The organism is Coraliomargarita algicola, assembly GCF_033878955.1.
GTDB lineage: Bacteria > Verrucomicrobiota > Verrucomicrobiia > Opitutales > Coraliomargaritaceae > Thalassobacterium > Thalassobacterium algicola.
Genome location: NZ_CP138858.1, coordinates 4,192,293 through 4,215,325 on the forward strand (window position 1 = coordinate 4,192,293; position 23,033 = coordinate 4,215,325).

Annotated in this window: 14 protein-coding genes; 7 read left to right on the forward strand and 7 right to left on the reverse strand. The window is 51.2% G+C overall.

Annotated features, from left to right (window positions below; genetic code table 11):
* From SH580_RS17265 to SH580_RS17275, 3 genes are read right to left on the reverse strand one after another with little or no spacing between them, the layout of a single operon-like run.
* A complete protein-coding gene (locus SH580_RS17265) occupies positions 1-726 on the reverse strand; it encodes an RraA family protein (protein WP_319832067.1) in 726 nt (241 codons plus the stop codon).
* 35 nt (positions 727-761) lie between these two features.
* Entirely contained in the window at positions 762-1,529 is a 768-nt protein-coding gene (locus SH580_RS17270) for an SDR family NAD(P)-dependent oxidoreductase (protein ID WP_319832068.1), read from the reverse strand.
* Positions 1,530-1,568: 39 nt separating this feature from the next.
* The gene (locus tag SH580_RS17275; protein ID WP_319832069.1) at positions 1,569-2,921 is read right to left on the reverse strand and encodes a mandelate racemase/muconate lactonizing enzyme family protein; all 1,353 of its coding nucleotides are present in this window, start codon (positions 2,919-2,921) and stop codon (positions 1,569-1,571) included.
* Between the two features lie 94 nt (positions 2,922-3,015).
* Between SH580_RS17275 and SH580_RS17280 the strand changes: the two genes are divergently transcribed.
* Positions 3,016-3,753: an IclR family transcriptional regulator gene (locus SH580_RS17280; protein WP_319832070.1), complete on the forward strand. Its 738-nt coding sequence runs from the start codon at positions 3,016-3,018 to the stop codon at positions 3,751-3,753.
* Here SH580_RS17280 and SH580_RS17285 read toward each other — a convergent pair.
* Entirely contained in the window at positions 3,741-5,072 is a 1,332-nt protein-coding gene (locus SH580_RS17285) for a Gfo/Idh/MocA family protein (protein ID WP_319832071.1), read from the reverse strand. The genes SH580_RS17280 and SH580_RS17285 overlap by 13 nt on opposite strands.
* 58 nt (positions 5,073-5,130) lie before the next feature.
* On the reverse strand, positions 5,131-6,918 hold the full coding sequence (locus SH580_RS17290; protein ID WP_319832072.1) for a glycoside hydrolase family 36 protein: 1,788 nt from the start codon (positions 6,916-6,918) through the stop codon (positions 5,131-5,133).
* A gap of 137 nt (positions 6,919-7,055) precedes the next feature.
* Between SH580_RS17290 and SH580_RS17295 the strand changes: the two genes are divergently transcribed.
* The 4 genes from SH580_RS17295 to SH580_RS17310 all read left to right on the forward strand — a co-directional run bounded on the left by SH580_RS17295 (position 7,056) and on the right by SH580_RS17310 (position 15,487).
* On the forward strand, positions 7,056-10,409 hold the full coding sequence (locus SH580_RS17295; RefSeq protein ID WP_319832073.1) for a BACON domain-containing protein: 3,354 nt from the start codon (positions 7,056-7,058) through the stop codon (positions 10,407-10,409).
* Positions 10,410-10,609: 200 nt separating this feature from the next.
* A complete protein-coding gene (locus SH580_RS17300) occupies positions 10,610-14,299 on the forward strand; it encodes a hypothetical protein (RefSeq protein WP_319832074.1) in 3,690 nt (1,229 codons plus the stop codon).
* Entirely contained in the window at positions 14,289-14,654 is a 366-nt protein-coding gene (locus tag SH580_RS17305) for a hypothetical protein (RefSeq protein ID WP_319832075.1), read from the forward strand. The genes SH580_RS17300 and SH580_RS17305 overlap by 11 nt, the downstream gene beginning before the upstream one ends.
* Before the next feature lie 362 nt (positions 14,655-15,016).
* Positions 15,017-15,487 carry an alpha/beta hydrolase gene (locus tag SH580_RS17310; protein ID WP_319832076.1) on the forward strand — a complete coding sequence of 157 codons (471 nt, stop codon included), beginning with the start codon at positions 15,017-15,019 and terminating at the stop codon, positions 15,485-15,487.
* A gap of 10 nt (positions 15,488-15,497) precedes the next feature.
* Here SH580_RS17310 and SH580_RS17315 read toward each other — a convergent pair whose 3' ends face one another.
* Positions 15,498-16,253, reverse strand: a complete 756-nt coding sequence (locus SH580_RS17315) for a DUF1961 family protein (RefSeq protein ID WP_319832077.1) — start codon at positions 16,251-16,253, stop codon at positions 15,498-15,500.
* Between the two features lie 13 nt (positions 16,254-16,266).
* On the reverse strand, positions 16,267-17,268 hold the full coding sequence (locus SH580_RS17320) for a hypothetical protein (protein WP_319832078.1): 1,002 nt from the start codon (positions 17,266-17,268) through the stop codon (positions 16,267-16,269).
* 482 nt (positions 17,269-17,750) lie between these two features.
* On the opposite strand from SH580_RS17320, the gene SH580_RS17325 reads away from it, so the two are divergent.
* Both SH580_RS17325 and SH580_RS17330 read left to right on the forward strand, forming a co-directional pair.
* Positions 17,751-20,060, forward strand: coding sequence for a sodium:solute symporter family protein (locus SH580_RS17325; RefSeq protein ID WP_319832079.1), 2,310 nt, complete (start codon positions 17,751-17,753; stop codon positions 20,058-20,060).
* A 53-nt stretch (positions 20,061-20,113) separates the two neighbouring features.
* The gene (locus SH580_RS17330; RefSeq protein WP_319832080.1) at positions 20,114-23,008 is read left to right on the forward strand and encodes a right-handed parallel beta-helix repeat-containing protein; all 2,895 of its coding nucleotides are present in this window, start codon (positions 20,114-20,116) and stop codon (positions 23,006-23,008) included.
* The last annotated feature ends 25 nt before the right edge of the window (positions 23,009-23,033 follow it).

Here is a 23,033-nt window from a genome sequence, read left to right on the forward strand (position 1 = left end):
TCAAAAGTAGCCTCCGCGGTCATGAATTTCTTCGGCTGTGAGGCCGGCTGCGACCCATTCTTTGATCTCGCCTTCGTTGCGCTCGATTTGTTCGGCACGTTCCAAGACCGCGACTGCGATCTTGCGAGGGATGACGAGGCCGCCGTCGATGTCAGCGAGGAGGATGTCGCCTGGTCTGACGATGACTTCGCCTACAAAAATGGGGACTTGATAGGCGACCACCTTCGTGTGAGAGAGCGCTCCGGAACTGGTGCGATAGCGATACCAGATGGGGAAATTCTGACTAAGGATGTCTTTGGTGTCCCGAATGCCGCCGTCGATGATGGCACCACGGCAGCCACGTTTCATAGAGGCTTGAGTCATGACTCCGCCCCAATGAGAGGGCTGTTCGATGCCATTGGCGTTGGCATTCCAAATGACAACGTGGCCGGGACGAAGGTCGTCGAGCATTTCTACGCGCAGTTCCATTTCGCCACTCATCGTGGGATCTTTGACTGCCTTGACTGTGAAGGCTTCGCCACAGACGACCATTTCATCGCGCAGTGGCATAATGCTGGAAGGCAGGGCTTGGTAGGGCAGGCACATTTCACGTAGGACGTCGTTGACGGCTCCTGTGTAGAGTTTTTCGTAGCGCTCGCAGAGCTCTTCGAGTGGGATGCTGAGCTCTATTTTTTCCACGTTATCGCGGATTTGTTTGAGCTTATCGACTTGCATTTGCTTACTCATAATTTTCTTATTTTTTATATGTAGTTGAATTGTTGTTACAGGCTCATTCCGCCATCGACGTAGATATTTTGGCCGGTGATGTAGGCACCTGCATTGCTGCAGAGCAGAAGTGCGGTAGCGGCGCAATCTTCGGGAGTCCCGATGCGGCCGACCGGGATTTTTCCCAGCACGAATTGCTTATAGTTTTCATCGGCGAGGCGAGGGATGTTGCGGTCTGTTCCGATCACCCCGGGAGCGAGGTTGTTGACAGTGACGCCAGAGGGGCCGAGTTGTTTTGCTAGATTCTGTGCTAAGCTGGTTTGCGCGCATTTCGTTGCGGCGTAGATCAGCATGTCCGGATGCGGTTTGCTCTCTTGTACGCTGCCGACAGTGAGGATGCGCCCCCAGCCACGTTCTACCATGTCTGGGGCTACGCGCTGGATTAGCTCATAGGTGCAGCGTAGGTTGACATTGACCTGCAACTCAAAGTCCTGGCGATTGCCTTCGAGCCATGGTTTGGGCAACTGTACGGAGGCGTTAGTCACAAGGATGTCGAGCTGACCGAAGGCTTCATTGACTTGCGCGTGAAGATAGTCTGCCGCGTCATCGTCAGCCAAATTCTTTAGAACCACGGTGCATTGGACTCCGTGGGCGAGCACTTCGTCGCGGACCTTTTGCACGCGCTCAGAGTCGCTTGTGCCGTGGAGTGCGATGTTGGCTCCCGCCTCGGCCAATGCCAAGGCGATGGCGCGACCAATGCCGCGGGTGGAGCCTGTGACTAAAGCACTGCGTCCACTTAAATCAAATTGCTTGGCGAGTTTCATGTTTGTATTCAATATGTAATGACAGAGCGCTTTGGAGCATTAGCTCCATTGACGATCGTTGGCCCATTCTTTGTCCCACTCGTTGGTCGGGGCCCATGCTTCGGGGAAGTCGGGGTGAAGCTTTTCGGCAATGAGCTCCTCGTTGAGCGCTTCGATCCCTAGGCCGGGAGTCGTTGGTACTTGGATGTATCCGTTGTTGATGAGAGGTTTGGGCAGGCCGAGGGCTAAATCTTCCCACCAGGGGATGTCGACCGAGTGTACTTCCAGCGCGATGAAGTTGCGGGTGGCGGCGGCCACGTGTACTGCGGCCATACAGGCAATGGGGCTTTCCGCCATATGGATCGCCATGGAGACGCCGTAATCCTCGGCCAGATCTCCTATCTTTTTGGTTTCCAAAATACCCCCTGTGGAGAGCACGTCGGGGTGGACGATTGCCAGATTGCCGGACTCGAATAGCGGCATGAAGTTTTCCTTTAAGTAAATGTCTTCACCGGTGCCGATGGGGACAGTGGTGGCGTTCGCAAGACGTGTGTATTGCTCGGTCATTTGCCACGGAATGGGATCTTCCATCCAAGCTAGATTGAATTTCTCCAGGCGCTTGGCCAGCTTAATGCAGTCTTCCAGTGGAATGTGCCCGAGGTGATCGATGGCCAGTGGGATTTCATAGCCAATCTCAGCACGCACATCGGCCATGTATTGTTCCAGATAATCCAAGCCTTTTTCGGTGAGATGAATTCCTGTGAAGGGGTGGGCCGTATTAAACAGATCGTAGGCTTCACCGCGCATCGCGCGTGGATCGATGGAGCCGCCCGGTGTGCTGAAAACCGTTTTCTTGTATTCTTTCATCTTCTCCAGAAAACCAAGTGGTGCGCTTAGGCAACCCGGCTGGTCAATCAGAAGCTCTAGCCCTAGATCCATTTTGAGATAGGTGAAGCCCAGATCCATGCGAGCTCGCAGGGCCTTGCCCATGTCGCGCCCGCCACCTTCGGAGTCGGTGTCGCAATAGATCCGGATTTGATCGCGGTATTTACCTCCTAATAACTGCCAAACGGGGACGCCCCAAGCCTTGCCGGCTAAGTCCCAGCACGCCAGCTCGATGCCACTCACGCCGCCACCCTGACGTGAATGCCCTCCGAATTGTTTGATACGACGGAAGATCTTCTCCACATTGCAGGGATTCTCGCCGATGATCCGGCTCTTCAGCATCGCCGCGTAGGTGCGGCTGGACGCATCGCGCACCTCGCCGTAGCCGACCAAACCTTGGTTGGTGTAAAGCTTGATCAGTGTGCAACGTTTCGGTGCGCCGTCGATGTCGGCAAAGCGCATGTCGGTAATTTTTAAGGTCGAGGGGTCTACCTCGCTCAGGGCTTTGTTGTGATGGGGGTGAGTCATGATTGTTTCCTTTTTCGGATGTTGAATGTGTGGGGCGGAGTCATTAGGTCAAAATAATATTGATAATTTAATTATCAAATGTGATAATTCTTGAATGAGTTCTAAAAATAACCCAGCAGTGTCGAAAGCAATTGCAGTCGTTCAGTATGTGGCCGATAGCAAAGAGCCGGTAAGTGTTAAGGAGCTTTCCTATGCTCTGGAGGTACCACAGGCATCCTGTTACCGGATCGTGCGTACCTTATTAGAGAAGAATTGGCTGCGTCAGGACATGAACGGAGGGCTTAGTATTGCGTTCGGTTTAGCGCATGTGGCCCGTGGTTATTCGGACTTGGAGATGCGTCTCAAAGAGTTGGATGCGCCTGTGAAGCGTTTGGCTAGCGAACTCAATATGTCAGTTAAATTGACATTACGCGAAGGGCATTATGCGACCACGGCCCTGCGTGCGGAGTCGATAAATCCCAATGCGATTACAACGCCCGTTGGTTCGCGTTTCCATCTTGCCGTTGGTTCCGCGGCGGCGGCTTTGCTATCACAGCTGTCTGATCGGGAGATTGAGTTAGGACTTGATTCGGCTCCAAAGGAAGTTTGGCCGCGTCAGACGCGTGAGCATGTATGGGAGCGCGTGCGAGCTTGCCGTGAATACGGTGTGTGCGCTGATTTAGGCTTACAGCATCCAGCGATTTATGCGGCTTCGACGTTGCTGAAGATAACGGACTCGCTGGTAGTCGCATTGACAGCTGTCGGCTGGCAGGATGATTTCGAGGGGGAGAAGCTGCAGGCTGTCTTTGATCGCCTTTTGCGGGCTTCTGATACGATTCCTCAATTGTTGTAATCGCACTGTTCAGGTAGATGCGTTTGATGGCAACCTTCGACTGGAAGATGGAAACTGGTGTAGTTCGAGAGCTGAAAGGCTGTGGTGCTTTTTGCCCAGGGGATGTTTAGTTCGGAGAACAGTAGCTCATTCTGATATGCTTGATGGGTAATGCTTTGAATGTTCTGGATGCTGATGAATTCTTCACCCTCGGGGCTGGGAATTGTTTCCAAATACTGTGTCGGAATTGTATGGATACTGGATGATTCGTGGGCTGCATTGACGCAGAGGGTATGTGCCTTTGCCATTTCCAGAGTGCAGGTTAATATGCTTGAATCGCTGTATCGCTTAAACATCGATTCGCCGATAATGCCGAGCATGTCTTTGAAATTGGCGCATGGTATCTCAGCCTCGATGATACCGTTCCTCAGGAGTTGTGCGCGTTCCATTGACCAGAGAATCGTACCGGATGCGCCAGTGATTTCAATCGTTGGGTTCTCTTTGCTTGGGCAACTGTGACTTGCGTAGAAGTGCATGCGGATTCCGTTAGTTGTTTGAATTCGGATGCAGGCTGTGTCTGGGCTTTCAATTTCGTATGCGCGGTAGAGTTCTGCTTGCACTGTTTGTGGCATCGCCGATTTATGCAGTTTTTCGCCGGCAAAGAAACACATGAGGTTGAGTGGGTGGGCTAGTGCATTGTTAAATGGGGAGTCGAGCACGCATTCACTGGCTAACTGTAATTTGCCTGCCCAATTGTTGCGGCTATAGTAGGACTTGCTGCGGGGCCAAAGCGCGCGTGACTTAATCGAGTGAATTTGACCGATGGCACCGTCGAGTATTGATTGCTTTACCCAGCGTGCTGCCGGATCGTAAACATGTTGGAATCCGACGGCCACGAATTGATCGCTGTTCGCCTCCGCATCGAGCATGGAGTTGACGAGTTGGATGGTCGCAGCAGCGGGTTTTTCGACATAGACATTGGCGCCGGCATTGAGCGCAAGGCGGGTCATTTCGGCATGGTGATGAATGCCTGTGGGGATGAAGCAAAGGTCGATTTTATCTTTAAAGTCAGTGAGCATTCGTGCGAAGTCGTCATAAATTCGGCCGCCCATTGATTCGATCTCGCTGCACTTTTCGGCTTCTTCTGCTTGGTTGATGATTGTGGCTGCTTTGAGTTGGAAAAGGCCTCGCTCGGCGGCCCGCTTTATGAGTTTATAGTGTGCGTTTCCGTAGCCAGATACTCCGACCAGCGCGACTGCCAGTGTGCGGGGCTTTGGGGCTTGTTCTTGTTGAGTCACATCGGCTGTGTTGTGTGTGCCTGGTTGAATGGTGGCCATCATCTATGATTGGTAAGTGTTCTATTGAGTATGATTTCTATACTGTCGTATTTCGGGGTGCTTAGTGGCTTAATAGTGCGTAGCCGGACGCGGGGATCTGGATCTTGCGTATGCCTGCTGGATCTTTGAGGGAGATGTGCCCCATGGTTTCGCCCAGGCAGTTGTGAACTGTTCCTTGGTAAGTGTTTTTCTGGGTCGCCTGCTCCAGATAGAGCTTGGGCTTTTGTGTTGCGTTAATAAGCGTGAGTTTTGGTGTGGATAGTTCGGGGAGTTGAACGACATAGTCGTCTTGGTAGACCGCGACCAAGTGTTCCTCAGCATTCTCCGCGTGGACCGCTGGATAGAGCTTTTGTGGCTGCAGTGGTGTCAGTTCGCCGTGCAGTAGCAGCTCTTTGCGCTCGACCCAGAGTGACATGAAGTTCTTCAGCATGCCTTCATGGGGCGCAGGGGTGACGCCTTTCCGGACGGAGATTTGAGGCACGGAGAACAGGATGGCCCAGAGTTGTTGCGCGGCGCGTTCGACGCTTTCCTCCGGGTGCCACATCACCATGTCGGAGTGCACGGCGGTGTTGCCTGCGAGTAAGCGAAGGTCGATCGTTCGGACCAAATTGCTGAGGGCATCGTTGGGGCAGTCGTGCGCGCGCAGCATGTTGCCATACTTACGCATGGCCGGGCCGATGTAATCCTGGCGGAACTCGATGAGGACGTCAGGCTTGATTGCGCGCAGTTCGGTGATGATGTCCGTGAAGAGCCGATCGGCTGCCGCGGGGACGGCGACCATGTCGGCGGTTTCCTGTGTGCTTTGAACCTCGGCTTCGGCTGTAAAGCGGTCGACAAAGTCCAGTTTGAAGCCATCGATGTTCCAATCGATCAGCGCATCGCGGTAGCAATTGATGAGCATCTGTCTGGCTTCGGCGAAGCGTGGATCGAGGCAGGGGGCCGGTTTGAATGCTTTCGGGAGCACCCGGTCGCTAAAGCGATGCCATGCCTTGCTTTTCTTGCCCACAAATGGCACCGAGAACCAGACCATGTAGCGCATGTCCATTGCCTTGACCTGGGCGACATGCGATTTGAAATCGGGAAACTTGCTGGTCGCAACTTCCCAGTCGCCGCAGTAGTCGTAGCCCTTATTGCTATCATCGGTTTGCCAGCCATCGTCCAGGATCAGGGTTTTGCAGTTGTAGCCCTTCGACCACTTGCAGTTTTCTTCAATTGCCTGATCGCTCAGTTCCTGATGGAAACTATACCAGCTAGAGTAGACCGGGTCATAGGCTGCCGCGGGGACTGGTGCCGGCGTGTAGGCATCCATCTTGGCCCACCAGTCGGCAGTCGAGGCAACTGCTTTGTGGAAGGGGAGTGCGCGTTCGTCGATTCGGATGGTGATGCGGTAGGAATCGATTTCCGGCCATGGGGAATCAAAGAGCACGATCCGGCAGTTGATCGTAGCATCGTCTTCTTCGACCTGCACGCGAATGCCCGTGGGGTTGATGGCGTCTGAAAGTGCGAACGTGTGGCGGTTTTCGCTTTGTGCGGAGAAGAGGCTGTAAACGGGCGCACTGTAGGTTGCATAGTTCTGTATGGTTTGGGTCCATCCTGATGTGAGTGAGCGGTCACTTCCGATGGTTGGATGCCACTTGCCTGCGATGTCGACGAGGGGAACATACCAGTCGATATGCACTGGCCCGGGGCTTTTCTTCGCTTTCAAGTGAATGGTGACGGTATGCTCTGCTAGGCCTTCAACGATGTGTGTTGTCGACACGCTTGAGTCGATCTTCTGCGTGGGGTCCAGGGATCGGATGGATTCAGGGCGGATATAGGGGCGTGAAACTTGCATGGTGGAATTGGGCATATGCTAAATTGTAATTTAGAATGAAGTATTGACTTAGTCAGCATGTGTCTAGATAAAAATCTGAGTTGTAGTGAGTGTGTGCTCACTGATCGCTTGCTTGCCCCTAGTTCTGCAGAATAACCCGAAAGGTCTACCCTATGAAAAAGCTCCCCCCATACTTACCGTTCTTCTTTGCCGCCTTCATTCTGATGCTATGTAATCTAGGGCATTCGAATGAGTTGCTGTTAAATCCGGATTTCGAAGAGGGCATGCTCCACTGGTCCGGAGCTAGTCTGGAAGAGACTGCGGTCTATTCGGGAGTGAATGCGGCCCGATTGGATCAAATGACTTATTGGATAAGTGCTATGCAGCAGGTTGACTGTGAGCCCGGGCAGGTAATTTTCTTTGGTGGCTATGTCAAGTCGGAGGGGCTGGTTCAAGGCAACGCAGGCATTCGCTTGGTTTTCTATGATGCCAATGACCAGTTTATATCCGATATCGATACTGCTCAGGTGACAGGGACGACGGCTTACGCCCTGCTGGAGGCGAGTGAAGGCGAATTAGTGCCTCCCGGTGCGGATTATGCGAAGTTTCAACTTTATGTCAGTCAAAGCGCGACGCCACAGGGTTCCGTATATTTTGATGCGCTCTATTGTGATGTGTTCAGTCATAAGGCACTGGTCGTGAACTCGAACGGTGGCTTTGAAGACGGCTATAATGGTTGGGCGAAAGGAAATGCAAGCTTGGCCACTGGGAGTGATGCCTTTGAAGGTGGCTATGCCTCGTCCATTGAGCATGGCAGCTTCTGGAAGAAGACCTGGTATGAGTTTGCTTGTGATTCGAGTCAGGAATACGCGCTGTCATTTGCTTTCGCGACGGACGCTGCGACTTCGAATGGCAAGGTGGAGATGCGCTATTTCGACAGTAGTGATGCATTGTTGCAAATCGATGAGCTTGTGTCGCTCACGGGTACCAATCCCTATGCGCTTTACTACTTGGATGGGTTGACGCCGCCTGTGAATGTCAGCTATGCGAGGTTTTATTTTGCAACGACTCAGCCGGGGACGGGCACCTCGTATTTAGATGATGTGTTAATTACGACGGATCCATCCGGATTGGTGTCGTCTGATTTGATTGAGCAGGATCTTGTCAACCTGTTGCCGGATTCAGGATTCGAGTTAGGCGTTTCCGATTGGAACGGAGGTGTGCAAGTGGAGTCGGGGACGGTTGGAGCCGGCCAACAGGCAGGGAGATTCAGCGGCAAGTCATTCTTTAAGTCGTATCATCACGATTTAGTGTCGGCGACGGCGGGGAAGGCCTACAGCATTCGCTTTGATGCAGCGATCACAGATGTGGCCGTGAGTCCGAGCGTGTTTTTTGAGTTTATCGCAGCGGATCAAAGCACCGTCTTGCAAGCTGTGGATACACAAACGCATTTTACAGGGACCGCACCGTATCGTAGCTTTGTGAGTCCCTACTATCTCGCCCCGGCGGGGACCAATTACATTAAACTACGTGTCACTTTTCCCAAGGATAACGACGGTGCTTATTTTTACATGGACGATGTCCAGCTTCTGGAGTCTCAGAACCTGCCGGTTCGCTTGGTGCCCACGTATGAGGCGATTAGTGTTTACGCGACTCGTGCGACGCCGGTGACGGATGAGGTGGCGCATGTTTATTATCGTGAAGCAGGCGAGGGGACCTGGCTCGAAGGATTGGAGCTGGTCTATGATGCCTCGCGTTCTGAATACCGCGGGAGTGTGATTGGTTTACAAGAGGGCACCGATTATGAGATTCAGGTGGTTCTTGAGGCAAACGGCAGCGTGCTGGAAGAGGCCGGATCGACGGTCAGCACCTGGCAGGCGGACCCTGTCATTGCGCAGACGATTGCCCTGTCCAGTCTCTATAGCAGTGGGCAGTTGCTCATTGAAAACATGCACGGCGAGCCGGATGGCTGGATTCGGATCACGGGCACGGAAAGTGGTGATGTTGACGGTGGCTATGCGGATGATGTCGCCTTACTGATCCGTAATAGTAGCTATTTGATTTTTGAGGATATCGAGGTCGTCGGCGGGCGTCGTCATGCGGTGGAAGTCACCATGTCGGAGCACATTCGCCTTCTGAACTGTGAGATGTCCGGCTGGGGGCGCATGCCAAATTACACGGACGGTATTTATTTTTACGAAACCGAAGCCGAGCTGAATTCGGGCAATGAAGACTTATCTATTAATAAGGATGCTGGTGTGCATCTGAACGTTTGTTCGCAGGTGACGATCGAGCGTTGCTATATGCATGATCCCAGGCCACGTGCCAACAATTGGGAAGGCAGGAATCATCCGCGCGGGCCGACTGCAGTGCTAGTGCAGAATATTGCCGGGGTGAATGATTTGATCATGAAGGGGAATCACGTCGTGCGCTGGAATGACCTGATTGGCAGTGACGAAATTCGCTGGAACGACGTCATTGAAGGCGAGAATAACAAGTCGGACTTCGGCTCTTTTTATCGGGACTCGGATGTCTATGGCAACATGCTGACTTTCGGCAATGATGATGCGACTGAGATGGATGGTGGGCAGATGAATACCCGCTACTACAACAATCGCCTGGAGAATTGCTATGTCGGTCTGAGTTTGGCGCCATGTCGCGTGGGACCTTCTTACGTTTATAAGAATGTTATGTTTAACCTCGGGGATGATCGGGGTAGCTGTTTCTCGATTGTGAAGCTGGGTGGTGGTGACACGCATTCGAAGGGGAAGAGCTACTTCTTCAATAACACCCTGTATTCGATCGGTAATGGCATCACAGGTGTTGGGTTTGGAAGCGATTCTAATAAGGGGATGTTCCTAGGGATGAGCCGTAATAACATTATCCAATGCTTGTCGACTCGTTTGGATTATAACCGGACAATCAAAGATTCTGAAAAGAATCCATGGAACAGCTTTGATTATGATAACCTCTCCAGTAATGGGCTAGCGGTCGCCAATGTTGAATACGCGGCGGGGCAGGAGCCGAATGGAATCCTGGATAACGCACCGACCTTTGTGAACGCTGCGACAGGTGATTTCCGTTTGCAGGCTGGCTCTGCAGGGATTGACGACGGCCTGGGTATTCTCAACTTTGCGGACCAGTTTGCTGGGGCTGCGCCGGACCAGGGTGCCATCGAGCATGGCGGGAGCTCCTTAATTCCCCCGCGTCCTATCGCAGTCAGTGCCGATCAATATCTAGTCGAGCTCTTGGGGGAGGCGAATGGTGCGACGACGCCGGTGGATGTAATCGTCAGTTCCGGCGCGTTGTCAGGCAGCTTGAGCTACACGGTAAAGATGAACGATAGCGTGAGCTGGTTATCAGTCAGTCCGAGTGTGGGCACTTTGAATGCGAATAGTTCGCAGACGTTCACACTCACGCTTCAGACGGCTGGCCTCAGCGCAGGAGATCGTTTGAAGGCAACTCTATTGGTGAAATTTGAAAATGGATTTTCGATACCGATTACCGTCAACGCAAATATTAACTAGCAGAGTTGTGGATGTTATACGCTTGCGATTGCCCTCTATTATGTCGGCCGATTGCTTGAACTCTGCCTATGGATTCCTTAGCCTCGAAGTATATCCCTTCTATGTGTTATTCTAATTCCAAGTTTCGATCTGGTCTGCATGTGGGGCCTGGATCTTCTCGTCGGCAGTCTGGCTTTGCTCTGGTTCTGGCTCTATCACTGATGGCATTCATTGTCTTGCTTCTATTGACGATGACTACTTATGTGCGTGTTGAAACGACCACTGCATCGTCCCGGGCAAAAACTATGCTGGCTCGGGAGAATGCGAAATTAAGTCTGATGGTCGCGCTCGGGCAGCTGCAGAGAACAGTGGGAGTGGACCAGCGAGTGACTGCGAATGGGGACGTGTTCACTGGTGCTCTTGTCGGGCCGTCGATTCGCTCGCCGCATTGGCTGGGAGCATGGGACAGTTCAATCGAGAACTGGTCGGATCTGAATGCGGAGGAACGTATTGCCCGCGGGCATTGGCTGGTGAGTGGTAATTCGGGACTACTTCCGGGGGATCCTGATTACCGTCAGCCAATGGATGATTTAACTGCAGAGGATCGGGTCGTGCTTGTTGGGGGAGACGGAACCGATGACCTTGATGATGTGCTTGTCGTGAAGGAGTCACTTAATGATGCTTCTGGTAAGATTGCGTATTGGGTCGCCGATGAGAGCATGAAGGCACGGGTAAATCTAATTGATGATTACAGTGACTCTTCGGATCATTACGAGCTCACCAAAAGTTTTCAAGGAGCGCAGCGTTCCGGAATCGAATACATGAATTCGCTTGCATCTTACCCGGTGAATGGCTCCGAGGTTTTGAAATTGTTTGGTTTATCGGAACTTATACAAGCATCCAAAAGCAATGATGCGGTAACTGACGATCGACTGATAAAGAAGTATTATCATGATTTGACAACATGGTCTGAGGGCTTGTTAGTGGATGTAAAGAATGGCGGGCTGAAGCGCGACTTAACACAAGCCTTTGAATACCGACATATCTTTGATGAGTACTTCTTGCCGTATGATGAGAACTCAAACCCGAATGATGCCGCCACCTTGCCACTCGATTACATCGAAAACTTATATTTGATTGAAGAGGACACGATGACGGCCAATGGTTTTGACAGTGGTCTGGGGATTGATCGTGGTGGGCCAAACTGGAGTATACTTAGGTCGTATTATCGTCAGTATAAGCCGATGGGAAATGCTATAGGGAGTCAGTCTGTGGAAGCTCCTGAGGGCGATGAATTGCTTGTAGACCAGCGAATCGATCAGGAGGATTATACGGCGCTGAATGGTGATAGTCCCGGCTATCTGGCACCCTATGTTGATTTTCTTAGTAGTTCGACTGGCTACCCGCACAAAAAGTATATTGGTTTTCGGCATACTGAACCCGCGCATACATTTGCTCCGCTTTTGCGAACAGGAAAGCCCTATCAAGCGGAACCTAATTTCGTGGGTATGCAGGGGAAGAATTTTGTTCGTCCAACCGCAGATAATTATCAAATGCAAAGTATGGTCACGCCGATCCTTGCCCGTATGCAGATGGGGTATGCTTTGAATGATGGGCCCTATGGAGTGGAGCTGGTCATTACACCGGTTTTTGGAATTTATAACCCCTATAATAGTGAGCTTACGGTTAACCGCTTGATTGTGCGCTGGGACCCAAATCCAATCGTGCGCATTACGGTGGATGGAGATACTGTAGAGTTTGGTGTTCGTGAGGTCATGCCGGTTAACGGGCAAGGCATCGTTGATTACTTCTTCAAAGATGATCCGAGTCAGAGTGGAGTGAAGCCAATCACAATTGGCCCTGGTGAGATCAAATACTACGGAATCAACACAAATACGACGGACTATCCTAATGAGCGTAAACTAGCCAATGGGCTCGCAATGTTCTGGGAGGACGCGGATGGCAATGTTTCTCAGGCGCGCAACGATACTGCAGCAGATCGGGTTTATCTGACTCCTTATGTGGCAGGAGGCGGAGGGCTCGTGATCCCGCTGATGCTTTCGAGTCATATAGATGCGGTTCCCAAGCGTGGATCGAATCGTATTGCGAATGTTGATGGACCGGCGCCAATCGAATGGTATCGTGATACGAACTACGGAAATACCCAGCCAACCAAGTTGCCGACTTGGAATTTAACTGAAAACGAGATTTCGATTTTGGAAAGGTTGTCGCCAACGGATGGTGTGACTGAGGCTCCGTCCTTCTCTTTCGAGATGAGCTTGTTGAATGACTTGGGCGCGACTCTGACGGTCGGCTATTATCCTTGGGATATTAAACAGGGGACTGGAAAAATCTTCTCCGATTTTGACGGAGCGGATGCCATTTCAGTGGAGCGTTCCTTTGCGAACTTATCGAGCGCAAGTTATCAGGATGAGCTACTCGCGATCGGATTTTGGTTAAAGACTACCCAGGAGTATGAGGTCCCTTGGCGTAATCTGATCGATTCGAATGTCCGTGCGATCAATGCAAATAGTGAGTGGGATGGATTCTTTGACGATGCCGGATATTCGGTCTTGAGCACGTTTACGACTGAGGACCCGAACGGGACGCGAGGAATCCTGACAGACTCTGACATTCAGGCAGATGCGGATGCGTCGGGATATTGGGGAGATAGTATTGGAGTGGATGGGCAGTCGCGGGTAATTCTCTTCGATCGGCCGAGAACGCCGCTATTGTCACTCGGTAACTTGCAGCATGCGAATCTTGGAAGGTATAACTTCGATCCAAGCTACATGTTGGGGAATTCGTATGCGAATGTTCGTATTCCTTTGCAGCAGACATTAGACGATTCTCATCAAGTCTGGACATATTCCGCCGACGATAGTGTGAGTCCGGTGGAAGAGACTTTTACCTTATTTGATACGTCTTATTTGGTGAATGAGAAGGTCTGGGACCGCTATTTCTTCTCCGGGTTTACGGACTCGATTACTGAGGAGGATTTTGAGGCATTTCTAGCGGGTCAATCCTTGTCAGGTAATCAGCGTTATCAATTCGCGCAAGACTCTGGGGAGCTCAAGTTTAGTGATCTAGTTGATCGAATCGATGACAGTCAGTTGTTTCGTTCGCTCGCTGGCTATCTGAGGGTGAAGGGGGCATTTAATGTGAACTCCGTTTCGGTCAGTGCATGGAAGGCGGTTCTCGCGGGGCTGTCGATCGAGGAGTTTCCCTTGTATGATGGGACGACGACTCGTGCGGATGGTGGGCTTGTTGTTTCGCGATTTACATGGCCCTATTCGGGGAAAGTAAACCTAGGGATGGGTTCATCTCTGGAGAATTTCTGGAAGGGGGTTCGAGAGTTGGAAGAGGAGGAAGTCGAATCTTTGGCGGAAGCGATTGTTGAGCAGGTGAAAGCGCGTGGTCCATTTCTATCGATGGCGGACTTTGTCAACCGCCGTCTATCCGATGATGAGGCTGGTAAGTCCGGTGTCTTGCAAGCGGCGCTCGACGATCCCGATCAAGGTTTGAATACCGCGTCAAAACTGAACGGGCTTTCTGCCGAGTCTTCAAACGCGATTTCCGGTGCCGGGTTCTATGACGTGTTTCCCGATACGAATATGCAAGCCGCTGGTTTTCCCGGCTATGTTTTGCAGGGAGACTTGTTGCAGCGTTTAGCTCCTTTTATGAGCGTGAGAGGTGATACCTTTTTGATTCGTGCCTATGGTGAAAGTAATGACCCTTTGACGGGCGAGCTTGTCTCTGCTGCATACTGTGAGGCAGTTGTGCAGCGGTCGGTGATGCCAGTTGAAGCCGGCGTAGATAATTTAGAGAACGAAATGATCTATCCCACGGGAGACTTTGGGCGTTCATTCAAAATTGTAGCATTCCGTTGGTTAAATGAAGATGAAATATAGGTATTCCGCGTTAACTGTAATCGTCGCGATCATGTTTAGCATGACTTTATGCACGGCGAGTGCCCAGCAGACAAAGCGTTTCAGTCTGCTTAGTTGGAATCAGACCATTCGGGATGTCTTCTATCTCGATGGCGAGGAGCGTATGCCTTTGACGATTCCGAATGGAGCTCCCTCGCCGGTGTATGAACTCAGTGGTGTGGAAGGGCCCTTGATTTTCTATCGCGATGGCGGTCTCGGTCCCGATGGGGCGCTCGTGAATGTTCCGGTTGCACAGGCGACATGGCAGCCGGGGGGGCTCCTCCGTTGCTATTATTTTTTGAGCGTGATGGTGGGGCGGGGCAGTATAATCTGGTAGTCATTGATAATCGTGCCGGGAATTCAGCCCGCGATATTTATCAGCTTTATAATATATCAAGCTATGATATTGCTGTGCAATTTGGTGGGGAACGATTGCGAGTTTCTCCTGGTGAGAATACTATAGTCGATTCTCCTAAGACCGATGACCCTAATTTTGGTGTTATGATGGCGGTTCAATCGAACTTTGGGCACTCTAACGAAGTGAAGTTGGTGTATAAGTCATTCTGGCCGTACCGTCCGGGCCGTAGTGGTCTAGTTTTCATTGCTGATAAGCGCGGCCCTAGGAATCAGTTGCGAGTGAGGCGATTTTATATGGCCACTCTCGGTGAGCAAGTGAATGAACTTTGAAACAGGCGGTGTATGAGTTGCTTGCAGAGAGTCTATGCTTCGGTTTTGTTGGGGTGGATTCTATTGCTTACTTCATTGCCTGTGTTTGGCGTGGAAGTAATTGAGTTGTGGCCTGGTGAAGTTCCTGCTTCAGAGGGCTCCAAAGTAGAGCCAATCTATGACCAAGTCTCTGCGCGGCCCGATTTTATGGTTTTAATCTATCCGGCCTTCCTCAATCAGGGAGAGGGGAATACGCTAAGCGATGAGCTTGTTGTAAATACTGAAACGCCACCTTGTTTTCTGTTTGTGGCTGCCGACGACAAGCATGTTAACAGTAGCTACGTAATGGCCCGCGCTTTAGCTGATCTGGGTGTCCCATATGAGTTGCATGTCTTCTTAGATGGCGGGCATGGCTACGGGATGCGAGATGGGAACCGAGCGGCTGAGACCTGGCCCCGCCTTTGTCTGGATTGGTTGAATGACTTTGCTTTAGGCAAGCGTTAACCCACGCGCCTTATGGCAGGAGGGGGTAGATGCTCAAATTGTCATACTCGCACCAATGGGCGTGGTCCATTTGGCGTAGGCCGATCCATCCTGAGTTTATCCAGGCAGGGCCGTATTCTTTACCGTCGTCGGTGTATTCGAGGGCCAGCGCGTTGTCGACGTAGTAGCGGATGCTGGCGTCTTTCTTGAGGATGCCGATGCGATGGAACTTGTCCGTCGTATCACTGGCAACTGGATCCTCGCCACTCGCGACTAGGTGAAAGCCTTTGTTCTTGCGCAGATTGGAGCCCTTGCGTTCGCCACTCCAGTAGGAGAGGTGGTATCCGTTCAGGTCACCGCTGTGATACTGGACGAAAATGCCGTCGCGCGGTGCGAGGTTTTCGTCAAAGATGGACTCGCCGTGGATGCCTCTGGTGTTGAGGAAAACAATGGCGAGTCCTTGCTGTTTGTTCTTTGGACGGAAATCGAATTCCAGATAGAAGTTATCTGGTATTTCTTTTTCAAGCCATGCCACTAGATGATGGTCCCGTGCGGGCGCTGTATTGATTCCTTTTGTTTCCAGGAGCAGGCGCTTATTCTCGATTCGCATGGAGACGCCGCCTTCGAGTCGCCAGTCCCTCAGGACAGTTTCGGAATCAAAACCAGTTTGATAAACAGGACTGTTCCAGTTGACTTGATCCAAAGCTGGCGTGCTTGTGGATTCATTGGTTCCTTGGAGCATTGATGGAAGCAGTAAGAGCGTCAGTAAAGCTATGCGTGGTGGCATGGTTTTTTAGTAGCTATGCGCGACGGCGGCGTGCGCCGACGAAACACGCCAGCAAAGCGCCAAGTATGAGGGAGTATTGGGAGGATTCTGGTACGACGACGACGACGTCCCCCAGGGTGCTGCCATAGCGGATTTCGTCATAGGTGACTGTTAGTTCTCCGAGATTGCTGTAATTGGCGGATCCGGAGTTGAAATCGAGGTTAAATTCACCGGTTCCCACGCGAATCGACTTTGTCGCGTCAAAAGCAATGGTATCTGTTCCGCTGTTGCTTGTTTCCATTAAAGCATAGGTGGCTAAGTCGATTTCGGACCCGCCGTCGGCCTGCCACAGGTCGTATTGGGTTTCATCGAGTACCCACAGGTTGGCGGTGCCGCCACCGGCGAGTCCAACATTTGTGTATCGAGTGATGAATAGATAGGTCTGGTTGGTGTTAATTGCGTTGCTACCACTGATAGGTCCGTTGGCAGTGTAGGATGCACCTGCTTTCACGCCGGCTTGGCTTGCGCGCTTGGCGGTTGTCAGCATGGAGCTATTGGCATTTCCGGTAAGGTTTGATGAGTCTTGGACTCTAAGGTCGGAAATGCCAGAGTTGGATGAATCTCCTCCCAGGGTAAGTTCACTTGTCGCGATGTTGACCAGCATGCTGCCATAGATATCGCCGGTTGCTGAAGTGTCGAGCGCTACGCTGGAGTAGACATATTCCTTCGTTAGGTCGATTTTGGGAATTACAGATTGCTGTAAGGAGCCGCCGGTTGTGCTGAGATTACTGAAGCTCAGGCCAGTCGCTAGGTAGGTGGAGGCTTGCGTGTTACCACTGCCGGATGTGCCTGTGGCGGTTGCGTAGGAACCTGTTAGGCCGACGGCGCCGCCGCCAACGGCGATTCCATTGATGGCTGTGTCGGATCCGCCATAGTTGAAGCCTTCGTAAACGAGTAAATCTGCGCTTGCAGTCGATGCTGCAAGTGTGAACGCAGAGAGTGCGAGGATGTTTCTGGGGTGTGGGGTCTTAATCATAGTCATAGTAGTTAAGTTTTAGGTTGGATGAGTTGGATAGTATTCAATGTTATGACTTTTTTCTAATTACTGGCTGCTGACAAAGTCAAGGAATTATTTTGCTTGGGATCTTATGTAGATGTCGCGTATTGGCAGCTTGGTGCAGCTTATTTGTGCTTATAAGCTCATTATTGTATTAGTATGCGCTTATTATATGCTGTTTTGTGAAGATTCTTCTTTATCTGATTTACTAGATTGGTCTGTCTATGAATTCGCCGGGTTTATGATAATAGTGATTTTAATTTGTTGACTATGTCAGATGTGAAGTTCTGTTATGTAGCCATGATTCACATGCTTCGAGTTGATGGACTTTGATTGGGGCCTGATCTCGGGACGGCGGAGGTGTTCTCCGGATGTGTCTTTATAACTTTGTTACTTTTTTTGCTGTGGCTCGTTCAACTTGGTTGGTGGAGCTCTGAACCTCAATTTGACTCTAGAATAGAATGCACCTCATTGACTGGCTGATCGTTGTCATTCCTGTTTTCATCATACTGTGTGTGGCGGTCTACTCCAGGAGGTATGTACGCGGGGTCGCGGATTATCTCGCCGCGGGGCGTGTGGCTGGTCGTTATGTCATCTCGGTTGGTGACATGACGAGTTCGCTGAGTGTCATCACCTTGGTTGCGTTGGTTGAGATGAAGTATCAGGTGGGCTACGCGCTTACCTTCTGGGAGTATTTTTTGATTCCAGTTGGTATCATTATGGGGCTTTCGGGATACTGCATTTACCGCTTTCGTGAAACGAAAGCGCTTTCGATTGGGCAGTTTCTTGAGATGCGTTATAGCCGCAGTTTTCGTGTGGTTGCCGCATCGATTCGAACCATGGCTGAAATGTTGACCAATGCCATTGGCCCGGCTGTTGCCGCTAACTTCTTTATCTACTTTTTGGATGTGCCGCATACATTATCAGTTTTCGGTCTCACTTTACCGACCTTTACCGTGGTCGTTGGCGGCTTCCTTTGTATGGCGATTGTGGTGATGTGGCCCGGAGGGCGTATCTCACTGTTGATTACAGATTCTTTTCAGGGGATTATCTCTTATCCCATATTTGTGATCATTGGGTGTTATGTGTTGATTTCATTTTCCTGGAGTGGAGAAATTGCTCCAGTCATGCTGGATCGGGTCGAAGGTGAAAGCTTCCTGAATCCATTCGATGTCTCTAAGCTTCGTGATTTTAATATTTTTGCGCTTTGTGTGCTAGTCATGTCACGCATCCTGAACCGGGCGAGTTGGATCGGTAACGATACTTCCAGTTGTGGACGCAACCCGCACGAGCAGAAGATGGCGGGCATTTTGGGGGCGTGGCGTGAGGGGTTCAGCACGCTCATGTGTTTGCTGATTGCGATTACAATCATCACCGTAATGAGCCATCAGAATCATGCAGACAAAGCGTATGAGATTCGGCAACAACTGTCTGCTAAGGTCGCGAGTGAGGTGGTTACTGATCAGGAAACTCTTGCCAAGGTGAAGGAGAATATCGCGGCCTTGCCGATTACAAAACATGTCATCGGAGAGGATCCACCCTTGTCGCGAGAGGTGAATATCGACACGCCTTTTAAGGAAGCGGCACAGACGGCGCTGGGAACGGATGGTAGCGGAAACTTGATATTCCAGAAGTTTCGCACGCTCTATAATCAAATGATGATGCCGGTGGCTTTGCGGAACATGCTTCCGGTCGGTGTTGCGGGTTTGTTTTGTCTATTGATGGTGATGCTGATGCTGTCGACGGACGATTCACGGATCTTCAACGCGTCGTCGACGATTATTCAGGATATTGTTCAACCGTTTTTGAAGGAACCGCTGTCGCCGGAGCGTCATTTGCTAATGCTCCGCTGCGGCTCGGTTGCAGTCGCCATATTCTTTTTCTTTTGTTCCTTTTTCATGGTCCAGTTGGACTTCATCAACATGTTTATCACGATCATGACCGGCGTCTGGCTTGGTGGAGCCGGTCCGGTGATGGTGTTTGGTTTATATAGCAGATTTGGCACAACCTTTGGTGCTTATTGTGCGCTTTTCTTTGGATCTGGTATCTCGTTGCTATCAATTTTTGTGCAGCGAAACTGGGCAGAGACGATTTACCCATGGTTGAGCCACGTGGGCTGGGCTGAGCCTTTGGGGGTATTTCTCGAAACGGTTTCCAGACCGTTTAATCCCTATATCGTATGGAAGATGGATGCAGTGAAGTTTCCGATTAATTCCTACGAGTGCTATTTTATTGCGATGTGCAGTGGTATTATCGCTTACATTCTTGGTTCATTCATCACCTATAAGAAGCCGTATGACTTGGATCGCCTTCTGCACCGCGGTGCCTATAGTATCGATGATGAGAAGCACATTGGAACCAAGTGGACGCGGAAGAATTTTTTAAGCAAACTTGTAGGGATCAACCCAGATTACACACGTGGGGATAAGTTTATCGCATGGTCCGTTTTCGGATATGCCATCGTGTATAAAATGGGCTTCTGTTTCCTTTTTGTGCTGATTTGGAACTTTATTTCGCCATGGCCGGAGCATTGGTGGGGGCACTATTTCTTTTATACAACGATCGTCATTACCGCTATCCTCGCCGTGATCTCGACCTTCTGGTTTTTAATTGGAGGTGTAATTGATATCCGGCGTTTGTTCCGGGACTTAAATAACCGTGAGAGTGACCCCTTGGATAACGGTCGTGTTGAAGGCGATGTATCACTTGCAGATAAAGCTACGTTTGAGGCGATCAAACGAAAGAAGAAGGAGCAGGGCGAGGTGGAGTAAACTGACCTGTATTTAATAAGGATTGTAAATGATTAGAGGAAATTGAAATTATTATGAATGGTAAACTACTAGGTGTTGTGTTCGGTATGAATATTGGGATTCGTGTATTGTTGTTGTCGATGTGTTCACTTTGTTCGGGTGCATTTGCTGGGAATCTAATACAGAATGGGGACTTCTCCAAACTGGAGAATGGGGAGGCTGCTGCGTGGACTGTGCCAGGTGATGTGCATGCCGCCCTCAGCTATTCGACTGAGGATTCGCCTGAAGGAGTTGCCGGTAGCTTGCAGGTGAAATGCACGCAGGCAGGTAAAGGGCAGGCGCAGATTCTTCAAAAAATCTCCTTACCGAAAGACGGGCTCTATTACTTTGAAGGCTGGGTGAACTCGGCGTTGACGGAGCAGGGCTTTGTGCAGATCAAGCTGTATAAGGACAAGAAAGAGTTTCAGCGGATATCGGTCAAGGAGCGCTCGGATGGTTGGGTAAAAATCAGCCGTGAGTTTGAAACGCTTGGCGCCGATCAAGTCGCAGTTCTGCTGCGTTATAACCAGGCCGAGCGTAACGTTGGCAACACGGTTGGTTTTGCCAATCTCTCCCTTGTGCCCGCCGATGAGCGCGTGCGTGTTGCGCCGACGATTGCTACGCGCGAGGGGGTGCCGACCTTTAACTCGATTGGTGTCTATGTCGATACGGATGGGGATACCAGTCGGTCGACAGAGGCTCACTTGGTCTATCGGAAAAAGGGCACAGAGGCTTGGCGTGAATCGCTTGGTATGGTTTGGCACAATGAGACCAGGCAGTTCCGTGGCAGCCTGTTGAATCTGGATGAGGATACCGGGTATGAGTTCAAGGTCTGGCTGACGGATGCGCTCATGGATTTGGACCGGGAACCGACGATTGCAGAGGTCAAGACCTGGTCGTCGGAGGTGCCGATTGCGAAGACCATCGAGCTCGATGCGGGAACCCTTAGTGAGCCACTTATCGTGCAGGAGGTCGGCACCCCCGACGGCTGGATTCGGATCACCGGATCTTCGGATGGAGAGACGATTTTAGATGTGGATCATAATGGGGATAATGCGATTTTTATCTCGGGCGCACAGTATGTTGTGTTGGATAATCTGATGATTAAGGGAGGGATTAAAGATGCCATCGTGGTCGAGGATTCGTCTGATATACGGATTCGCCGATGCGATATTTCCGGATGGGGACAACCGGGGACCTTGCAGATGCCGGAGGATGATAAGCGAGGGAAAGGCCCTTTCTACGTCGACGAGGAAGGCAAACGAATCAATCTGCAGGCAGGTGTTCGCATTAATCCTAAAGCAGAACGGGTTGTTGTTGAAGACTGCTATATCCATGCGCCGCGCGGGCGTGCTACGTCGTGGTCGCATGGGCACCCTCTGGGCCCGACATCGATCATTATGGCGAACTCCGAGGGGAATCATGTCATTCGGAATAATGAGCTCATTGCCTCGGATCAGCGGCGGTTTAACGACACGATCGAAGCGGCCTGGAACAATAAGGTTAAAGGAGGGCCCTACCGTGATACGGATATTTCGGGGAACATCATGTTCTTCAGTAATGACGACGGGATCGAGCTGGATGGCGGGCAGATGAATGTCCGGATGTTTAACAACTGGATTTCGAGCAGTTTATGTGGCATCAGCACGGCTCCAACCATCTATGGGCCATCTTATCTCTATCGAAATTTGATTGTGCTGGAGGGCGAGGAGCGTGGAAACACAAACTTTGCATTCAAGGTTGGAGGTAACCGTGTTCCGGAGCCTGGCATCAATTACATCTTTCACAATACGGTTTACAGCCAGGGGAAAGCACTTCGTGGCGGCAACTGGGGCAAGGGGCCCACTCCGTTGATGACACGCAATAATCTGATTGCCCTGGGGGATATTCTATACCCGCAGGAAGCCTTGGCTGATTTCGACTATGACATGCTACGCCCGGGCTCGATGGATCCGGAGCGGCCGCAGTGGCAGCAAAATGGCGTAGTCGGTATCGAAAAATTTAAGGACCGTCCCGCAGGTGACTATCGATTGAGCGATGATTCCTTAGCGGTCGATCGTGGTGTCGCCTTGCCGATGATCAACGAAGGTCATACGGGGAGTGCGCCGGATATTGGAGCGATTCCAGCGGGGCAGGGGGCATTGTTTCCGCTGCGTCCATCTGGCATATCGCTATTGCCGATGCTTGGAGAATTGGGGCATTGTGCCGATGGAAGTCACCAGCCGAAGAGAAAGTTCACTGTGTCCGTCCCACCGGAGCTCGGAAAACAGTGGCGAGTGATGACGGATACGGACTGGATTCAAGTCTCTCCCAGTCATGGCCCCTGTGATGGCGCGCCTCATGAGATCGAAGTGGTGATCAAAGAGGGACTGCCGGCAGGCGAGCATTTGGGCGCTATCACGATACGGACGGACGAGGGCTACAATCGGAGTTCCTTCATCCGCGCACGAGTGCAGCCGGATCCGCTCATTACCTTTGAGTCAAATGTGGTGGACCTGGAGCATGAAGGTTTCAAAGCGATTGAGGTGGACGGGGCGCCTACGGCTCAGGTGTTGGAAGCACCTGCGACGCGTGAGGCCGCTGCCGCAGCAGAGATTCAAGTCCCTGTGAATCTAACGACAGCAGGGACCTACTACCTTCATTTATTGGCTTATGTCCCGGGGCCTGATGCATCCCGCCGTGATAGTCTGCAAATTCGTGTCGATGGCGGAGAGCCGACATTCTGGCCATTCAGTATTAATGCGCCATCGATTTGGACATGGCAAACGGCGCTGATTCACAAGGAGCAGTATCCACAAGAATTCGTGTTTTCGGAAGGTCGGCATGTGATCACTATCCTTGGCCGCGAGACTCACACACAGCTTGCAAAGATTGTCGTGAGCAACAGTCCTCTGCCTCCTTTTGAGGCATGGATTCCAGCTTCGGAATAGAAATATTTTTTAATGGAAGTATTCA

Excerpts from the sequence above, each read along its gene's own strand:
- SH580_RS17265 (WP_319832067.1), bottom strand. The coding sequence starts at position 726 with ATGAGTAAGCAAATGCAAGTCGATAAGCTCAAACAAATCCGCGATAAC.
- SH580_RS17270 (WP_319832068.1), bottom strand. The coding sequence starts at position 1,529 with ATGAAACTCGCCAAGCAATTTGATTTAAGTGGACGCAGTGCTTTAGTC.
- SH580_RS17275 (WP_319832069.1), bottom strand. The coding sequence starts at position 2,921 with ATGACTCACCCCCATCACAACAAAGCCCTGAGCGAGGTAGACCCCTCG.
- SH580_RS17280 (WP_319832070.1), top strand. The coding sequence starts at position 3,016 with ATGAGTTCTAAAAATAACCCAGCAGTGTCGAAAGCAATTGCAGTCGTT.
- SH580_RS17285 (WP_319832071.1), bottom strand. The coding sequence starts at position 5,072 with ATGATGGCCACCATTCAACCAGGCACACACAACACAGCCGATGTGACT.
- SH580_RS17290 (WP_319832072.1), bottom strand. The coding sequence starts at position 6,918 with ATGCCCAATTCCACCATGCAAGTTTCACGCCCCTATATCCGCCCTGAA.
- SH580_RS17295 (WP_319832073.1), top strand. The coding sequence starts at position 7,056 with ATGAAAAAGCTCCCCCCATACTTACCGTTCTTCTTTGCCGCCTTCATT.
- SH580_RS17300 (WP_319832074.1), top strand. The coding sequence starts at position 10,610 with ATGGCATTCATTGTCTTGCTTCTATTGACGATGACTACTTATGTGCGT.
- SH580_RS17305 (WP_319832075.1), top strand. The coding sequence starts at position 14,289 with ATGAAATATAGGTATTCCGCGTTAACTGTAATCGTCGCGATCATGTTT.
- SH580_RS17310 (WP_319832076.1), top strand. The coding sequence starts at position 15,017 with ATGAGTTGCTTGCAGAGAGTCTATGCTTCGGTTTTGTTGGGGTGGATT.
- SH580_RS17315 (WP_319832077.1), bottom strand. The coding sequence starts at position 16,253 with ATGCCACCACGCATAGCTTTACTGACGCTCTTACTGCTTCCATCAATG.
- SH580_RS17320 (WP_319832078.1), bottom strand. The coding sequence starts at position 17,268 with ATGATTAAGACCCCACACCCCAGAAACATCCTCGCACTCTCTGCGTTC.
- SH580_RS17325 (WP_319832079.1), top strand. The coding sequence starts at position 17,751 with ATGCACCTCATTGACTGGCTGATCGTTGTCATTCCTGTTTTCATCATA.
- SH580_RS17330 (WP_319832080.1), top strand. The coding sequence starts at position 20,114 with ATGAATGGTAAACTACTAGGTGTTGTGTTCGGTATGAATATTGGGATT.